This is a genomic window from Riemerella columbina DSM 16469 (assembly GCF_000374405.1).
In the GTDB taxonomy this organism is placed as follows: Bacteria; Bacteroidota; Bacteroidia; order Flavobacteriales; family Weeksellaceae; genus Riemerella; species Riemerella columbina.
Window position 1 is genome coordinate 1 of the sequence record NZ_KB894255.1, and the last position, 6830, is coordinate 6830.

The 6830-nt window shown below is 28.5% G+C and carries 9 protein-coding genes and 1 pseudogene; 1 reads left to right on the forward strand and 9 read right to left on the reverse strand.

Annotated features, from left to right (window positions below; translation table 11 throughout):
• The 9 genes and pseudogenes from C237_RS15225 to C237_RS0109280 form a co-directional block, all read right to left on the reverse strand.
• A pseudogene (locus C237_RS15225) lies at positions 1-169 on the reverse strand (IS256 family transposase); the annotation flags it as partial.
• 170 nt (positions 170-339) lie between these two features.
• Positions 340-729, reverse strand: coding sequence for a hypothetical protein (locus C237_RS0109245; RefSeq protein WP_018676215.1), 390 nt, complete (start codon positions 727-729; stop codon positions 340-342).
• 35 nt (positions 730-764) lie between these two features.
• Positions 765-1103, reverse strand: a complete 339-nt coding sequence (locus tag C237_RS0109250) for a hypothetical protein (RefSeq protein WP_156809744.1) — start codon at positions 1101-1103, stop codon at positions 765-767.
• Between the two features lie 51 nt (positions 1104-1154).
• On the reverse strand, positions 1155-1505 hold the full coding sequence (locus C237_RS0109255) for a hypothetical protein (RefSeq protein WP_018676217.1): 351 nt from the start codon (positions 1503-1505) through the stop codon (positions 1155-1157).
• 406 nt (positions 1506-1911) lie between these two features.
• Positions 1912-2814, reverse strand: a complete 903-nt coding sequence (locus tag C237_RS0109260; protein ID WP_018676218.1) for a hypothetical protein — start codon at positions 2812-2814, stop codon at positions 1912-1914.
• Between the two features lie 9 nt (positions 2815-2823).
• Positions 2824-4725, reverse strand: a complete 1902-nt coding sequence (locus C237_RS0109265) for a phospholipase D-like domain-containing protein (protein WP_018676219.1) — start codon at positions 4723-4725, stop codon at positions 2824-2826.
• A gap of 37 nt (positions 4726-4762) precedes the next feature.
• Complete coding sequence (locus C237_RS0109270) at positions 4763-5068, reverse strand: DUF6804 family protein (protein ID WP_018676220.1); 306 nt, start codon at positions 5066-5068, stop codon at positions 4763-4765.
• Positions 5069-5085: 17 nt separating this feature from the next.
• The gene (locus C237_RS0109275; RefSeq protein ID WP_018676221.1) at positions 5086-5700 is read right to left on the reverse strand and encodes an SHOCT domain-containing protein; all 615 of its coding nucleotides are present in this window, start codon (positions 5698-5700) and stop codon (positions 5086-5088) included.
• An 11-nt stretch (positions 5701-5711) separates the two neighbouring features.
• Positions 5712-6122, reverse strand: a complete 411-nt coding sequence (locus C237_RS0109280; protein ID WP_156809745.1) for a hypothetical protein — start codon at positions 6120-6122, stop codon at positions 5712-5714.
• 508 nt (positions 6123-6630) lie between these two features.
• Here C237_RS0109280 and C237_RS0109285 point away from each other — a divergent pair.
• The coding region (locus tag C237_RS0109285) for a transposase (protein ID WP_018676223.1) at positions 6631-6830 on the forward strand (200 nt) is incomplete at its 3' end.

Below are 6830 nucleotides of genomic sequence, written 5' to 3' on the forward strand. Positions count from 1 at the left end.
CTTTGGTTTTCTCGTGTTTTTCATTGTCTAAATGAGCGTCAAGTTCTGCCGAAAGCATATGCTCTATGGCTTTCTTGTGTAGTTCTTTGAAGAAAGAGTTTAGGTCTTCTCCATTCTTGAAGGACTTGTAAAATTCCTTACTGTTTAAAAGTTCATTCTTGTCAATCATATCTAAATCATGTTTAAAATTGCAAATTAAGTTAAAAAGAGGTTTTGAAAACTAGTTTTCAAAACCTCTTTTTAACTTACACAGTTTATGAGATACTACCGGGCTTTTGCATGCCTGAATTTACTATATCATTCACTTTAGCATTAAACTCACTTTCTGTATAGATACCATTATCTTTTTCTTCTATAATTTGTAGTCTCTTCTAGGACGGTAACCATTCTATTAAACATTTCCAAAAAATCATAATTTTTCATATACGCCTCTCTAGAAATATTTTTAGTATCTCTAATATATCTTCTGTAGTTATTTTCAGTACCTTTTAGGTGGTCGTCATATGCAGCATCAATACATATTTGCCTTAATCCGTCATCCTTTAGAATGTCTATCATTAAAGGAATTATTTCTTTATTATTTGGAGATTTATAATTTACACCTAAATGCTTAATTTCATTATATTTTTGGAGTACTTGATAACTATTTATATCATTACATTGGAACTTGCTCTGTGCATAAATATTAGTTACCCCTAATAAAGCAATTGCTAGAAATATTTTATTCATTTGTTAATTTTTTAAGTTCGCTTTCAACTATTTTATCAGCCGTTTTTATTCATATATTCTATTACATTTTGGGTTACATCATTTCTACTATAATCAAAGTTTCTACTAAAAACTTGGTTTGATATAGTTTCTTTAAATCTATTTTTTATATTTTTTCTTGTTTCATAAGGCAATTCTGAATCAGAAACTTTATTTAATATATCCCTATAATAGTTTAATACATAGTTAGAATTGTATTCGTATCTTTGTTGTAGAACTCCCATAGCATTAGTTAGTGGAGATACATCTGCTTTTGGTATGGGAGCCATTCTTATTTGTGCAAAACTGACTTTACTTAAGAATATAAACCCTAAGGATAAAACTAATTTTTTCATTGTGTACATTTTTAATAGGTTAATTTTTGTATTTCGATAAGTTTAGCAATCTTAAAAAAGTGTTGCTATACATGGTACTCCCTCGTCACATTCTTCTGGTTTTCCATTTGAATTTAGAGACATTATTTTATTTCTGCCGATTAACTTATAGCCATAAATTTTTTTACCATTTTCATAAGTCCACATTACAGTTTTATATTTTCCTTTATACATGACGGTTACACCAGATACAGAAGATATATTTTTAATAATACAATTTCCTGATTTTGTTATTGTTATGGTTTGTTCACAGCATGAGCCACCTGTAAAATTAAAGTTTTTTGGACCTAAAAAAGGAAGTTTTGTCTGAGCCATTGCAATATTAAAAGTAATCATTGCAATAAAAAATGTTATTTTATTCATAATGAGTATTTTACCTCATCAGCCCCAAATGAAGTTTGTTTTTTGATTATAAAATATATGAGAAAGGCGTGGGACTCTTAATCTTATTTGCATATAGTTAGGTTCTGCATACCCTGATAGTTACAAATAAGAAGAACCCACACCTGTATAAGAGGTGTGAGCGTCTTTCTTACTATTCTGTACTATCAGTGAAATTTTGCAGATTTAACTATAACAGAATAATTTTAAACGCTTTCCCGTTTTCCGATTATGATATTGCAAATATAGTAAATTTTATTATCAATAGTCATATTTTATTTACATATTTTATTAAATTCTATTTTGGCTTTATCATTTTGTCTATCAATTGATATACTTAAATCCTTGCAAGTAACTAGTTGTTTTCATAATTTATATTGTTTTATACTTAATATTTTTTCCATTCAAAACTTTTAAATCCACTATCTGTAGCCCATTTTTTCCATACTGCTTCGAGAATTTCATTATCTCTTAATCCTAGTGGATGATTATATGTTTGTAATGTAGTATTTTTATCTCTTTCATGTGTTTCATAAATATGAAGGTTAATCAGTTTGTTTTTATCATTTTTTACAATGGGCAAGCATAATGTGCTGTTATTTTTAAGTGCAGTAGTTATATCTACATTATTATTTTTACAATAGGTTCTTATTTTTTCAATTTCAGGACTTCCAAAATAGAATTGATTGTTTGTACTCTTGCCTTTATACTCTAAATAACCATCAGTAAAAATATAGATATGATTATCGTAATTTATAGATGTTGTATCTGTACCATTAATTAAAGATGTACTTTCCTTAATAAGAGGTTTATTTTCAATTCTATCAATCATTACACTAATTAAATCCAAACCTTGACTGCGAATACTATCGTAAGTGTTTTGTACTTTCTGTTTAAATAGTTCAATTTCAAAATCTAAACCTTTATTTTTATACTTGCCAGTTGAATTAATGAACTGCTGTTTATCACCTAACCCTTTTATATTATCTATATCAATACTTGTGATAGATTCATTTGAAAAAGTAGAAAATGAAATACATGATTTATCTCCAATTTTTTCACCAGGCTTTACACACTCATTTTTAAAATAAGTAAGGATTTTAGAAATTTCTTTTACATCTTTAGGTGGATACTGTTGATTGGGCTCACTACCATTAATTATAGGCTCAATTCTATCAGACATATCGGATATAATCACAATATTTTGATAGGTTAGGCTTTTATTTTGTGATTTGGGTAAACAAGATTGCAACAATAATAATGTTACAAAATATGCTAAAAACTGTTTCATTAGTAATAATTATTTACTTATTAATTGTTCAATTTGTTTAGCCCTATTTGCTACTTCAATATTAGAATATAATTCAGGTAGATATTCTATATATCCAGACTTATAGGCAGTAGAAACACTATTTAAAATCTCATCTGTAAATATTTTACCACTTGTGATTTTTGTAACAAAATCATCATATATAGCCTTTATATTCTTTAATAATTCTGAGAATATCTGTTCTATATTATTTTTTTGAGTGTTTATTTGTTTTTCTAATTTTTCTAATTCAGCATTTTTTTGTTTTAGTAACTCCTCTTTTTCTTTAATACTTTTTAGAAGAATATCTTTTTGTAAATTATAATTAAGCAATTCTTCATCTAACATTTCTATCTGTTTATTCTTTTCTGCATCAACGGTTTCACGCTGTGATTCTTTATAGGTTTTTACAATAGATTCTATAATATAATGAGTAATAATTAGAGGTAGCATTCCAAATACGAAAATGAGCCAGAATTCCCCATGTGAAGGTACTTCCCAAATTTTTAATTGTGATTGCTGTCCAATGAGTAGGTTTTTAATTTCATCTGTATTCATTGCAACCATAATAGATACTACAATATCGAAAATCAAAATACCTGTCCAGAAACATAAAGTATTAACCCATTTCTTCTTACTGCCCACCAATTTCAAATTAGATAACAATACTGGTATCAAGAAAAAGAATAAAGCCATTACTCCAAATAAAATACCTTGACTATCAAATATTTTTAATATTGCATTTGCATCAACAATCTGTGGTAGTCCAGGATTTATACCTGCTTCTAATGAATTACGAATGATATTTCCCTCAAAAAATACTTTGTACATAGCAGAGGCAAAAAACATAGATAAATAAAAGGCTAGAATAGTTAATATCAGTATTTGAAAAACTGTCCCTACTGTCCAAAACTTTTTAACCATAAAATTAGCCTCTAGTGCATTACGCTGAAGCCTATTTTTCTCAATCTCATTGTTAATTTGCAAAAGTCCTTTTTCGCCAGTGCTTTTATTTCCAGATTCAAGGGTTATTTTCTCTTGCTTGATTTCCTCAATTTTAGAATTAATTTGCTTAATTTCTATTTCATATTCTGACTCTAATGCTTTTAATTCATTTTGTTTGTCATTTTCTATTTCTGTTTTTTTATTTTCAAATGCAGAGTTTATGTTTTGGATGATAACACTTTTTTTACTGCTTAAGGTATCATCAGTTGCTAAGGCTTTAATTTGCTCTTTAATTTCTTTATATTTTGCATCAAAAATATCTATATTTCCCGCACTATCTTTGGAGTGGTTATAGCCTTTTTCTCTATAACTTTCTGTATTAATATTGGCGGTAGTATAGATTAAGTTTGATAATTGTTGAGAGAAACTCTCGGCAGAATTTACTGGTTTGATACTTTTGGATTTTGTGATTACTTGTTCCATAGGGTTTGCGGTATTTATATTTACATCTATCTGGTGGTCTATATTATATTTCAATCTTTCAAATTCAGCATATAATTGTCGGTATGTTTCTGGGTCGTCAGAAATCTGAATATTTACAACATTATTACTGCTCGCATTATAAGAGTAATTATAAGAGCCATTAATTGAAATTTTGTTATCAATAAGGCAAAACTTATGGTGCATTACACCTCTTTCATCACCAGTTTCAAATGCATGTATGCTAATGTTTGCATCTTTAAACATTTGTTTAACAGTTTCATTCTGTACATTTGACGATAGTATTATATCAATAACAAGATTTCTGTTTTTTGCAGTGATAATGGCATTAGCAATATCCCTATCGGTAAACCAAGCCATAGCAAGAAAAATATTTTGACTTGCCTTCTCAATTTCAGCAATTATCCTTTGTTTGATTGCTGTACCATTTGTTATAATTTCATTCATTTTTTATCTTATTAATTGTTACTTTACTTATATTATTTCAAAAATTACTATTATTTTGTTTATTTTGAATAAATATTGTTAGAACTAGTCCTATTGCAACCAGTATATCAATAATATTCCATAATGTTCGCCCTAAAGCAACTTTAAAGAAAGGTTGAAATAGTAACGCTAATGCTATATAAATAACTGCCTCAACTTCCTTGCCTTGCTGTTTGGATTGATAAGCGAAAACAACAAAAATTATTAGACTTAAGAATCGTACGAATTGAAAGTAACCATAGGGCATATCTAATAAACATATTGCTAATAGTATAGCGAGTCCAAATTTCATTATTTTTTCCATAATATTATTTGATGCGGTTAAAAGTTTTCATAATTATTATTGACCTTAGAATCAAATTCTTCCCTGCTTAATAGTCCTTTGTCTCTTAGAGATTTTAATGTTTTATATGTATCTGATTCTAAAAATTCTTTTTTTGCTTTTCTTTTATTAAGTATTGCTATTTTTTGATTATACTCTTCTTCTGTAATGATGTTTTTGTTTTTTAATTCGATTAACTTATCAAAATCTTTCTCGTTATAAGTTTCGTTACGGATTTTATAAGTTTTATTTAGGTTTAAATCGAAATCAAAATAAAACTTTGGGTTGTTATTAATTATTTCTCCTTTTTCTAATTTGGTTAGATAAATTCCTAAAGATATTAGAAATATTGAAATAGGACTGAGCGTGAAAATTCCAAAAATTCCTAGTATAATACATATATATCCCCAATTTTTGTGTGCTCTAGTACCAATTGTAGGAACACTTTTGGCACTTGGACTTAATGCTATCACTACCAATCCAACGACAAATCCTCCTGAAAGTAAAAACAATATAGACCAGTTTCTTCCAATATGCTTGCTTCTTCCCCAATATTCCCCAATGGCTATTGCTATCGCGATACCTAATATTATGCCTATTACTAATGCTTCCATTTCTTATGCTTTTATTTTTTTCTAACTAGTTCAAACCACATATCATCATAGGGACTTCCATTGATAGAATAAAGGACTTTATCGTTGTTTATTCGCTTAAATTTTGCATAAAAGTTTAATGGTGTTCCAGCACTAATACTAAATTTAAAGTAGTTGTTACCGTTAGTCTCTTGGTTGTAAAAATCGCTTGAACCTACCTCTTTTATGGATTTTTTTACATCCAAGAGTACCATACCAGGTTCTTTCATAATGATATTATCTCTAGTAAAAATAAAAGATATGGGTCTAGTGTATTCTGAGTCTTCCCACTCGCCTATAAGCCAGTTTGGTGGTCTTACTTGGGATTGTTTAGGAAAGTAATTGTCGCTCTCAGTGTCATCATTGTTTCGTGAGCATTGAGTGGTTGAGGTAAATAATACCATCAAGCAGAGTAAATAAAAAATATTCTTCATAACAGATTTCCTTCATCAGCCCCAAATGAAGTTTGTTTTTTGATTATAAAATATATGAGAAAGGCGTGGGACTCTTAATCTTATTTGCATATAGTTAGGTTCTGCATACCCTGATAGTTACAAATAAGAAGAACCCACACCTGTATAAGAGGTGTGAGCGTCTTTCTTACTATTCTGTACTATCAGTGAAATTTTGCAGATTTAACTATAACAGAATAATTTTAAACGCTTTTCCGTTTTCCGATTATGATATTGCAAATATAGTGAATTTTATTATCGGAATAATATTTTTTACTAGAAGAAAACACTCATTACCCACTATACCATTTTAGACTATGGTTGTATAGATTTTTTTCTTACACCCCCATTAGTAGCATATTATTATTTTTTTATAGAACTGATTTAAACTTTTTTTGGAAAATAAAAAAGGGTTGACGAAATTTGTGTTGCAAGACATAATTATTTCAAAGTCAACCCTATGATGTATAAAATACTCGACAAAGATACAATAAAAGATGAAATAATCCCACATTTGCCACGAGCAAAAAGAGGATTTCAAGTAACAGTTCCTTTAGAAGAAGTGGTAGATGCTATTATTTTCAAATTAAAAACAGGAATTCAGTGGCATTTATTACCCGTAGAATCTTTTTTCAAAGAAAAAACACTTTCGTGGCAATC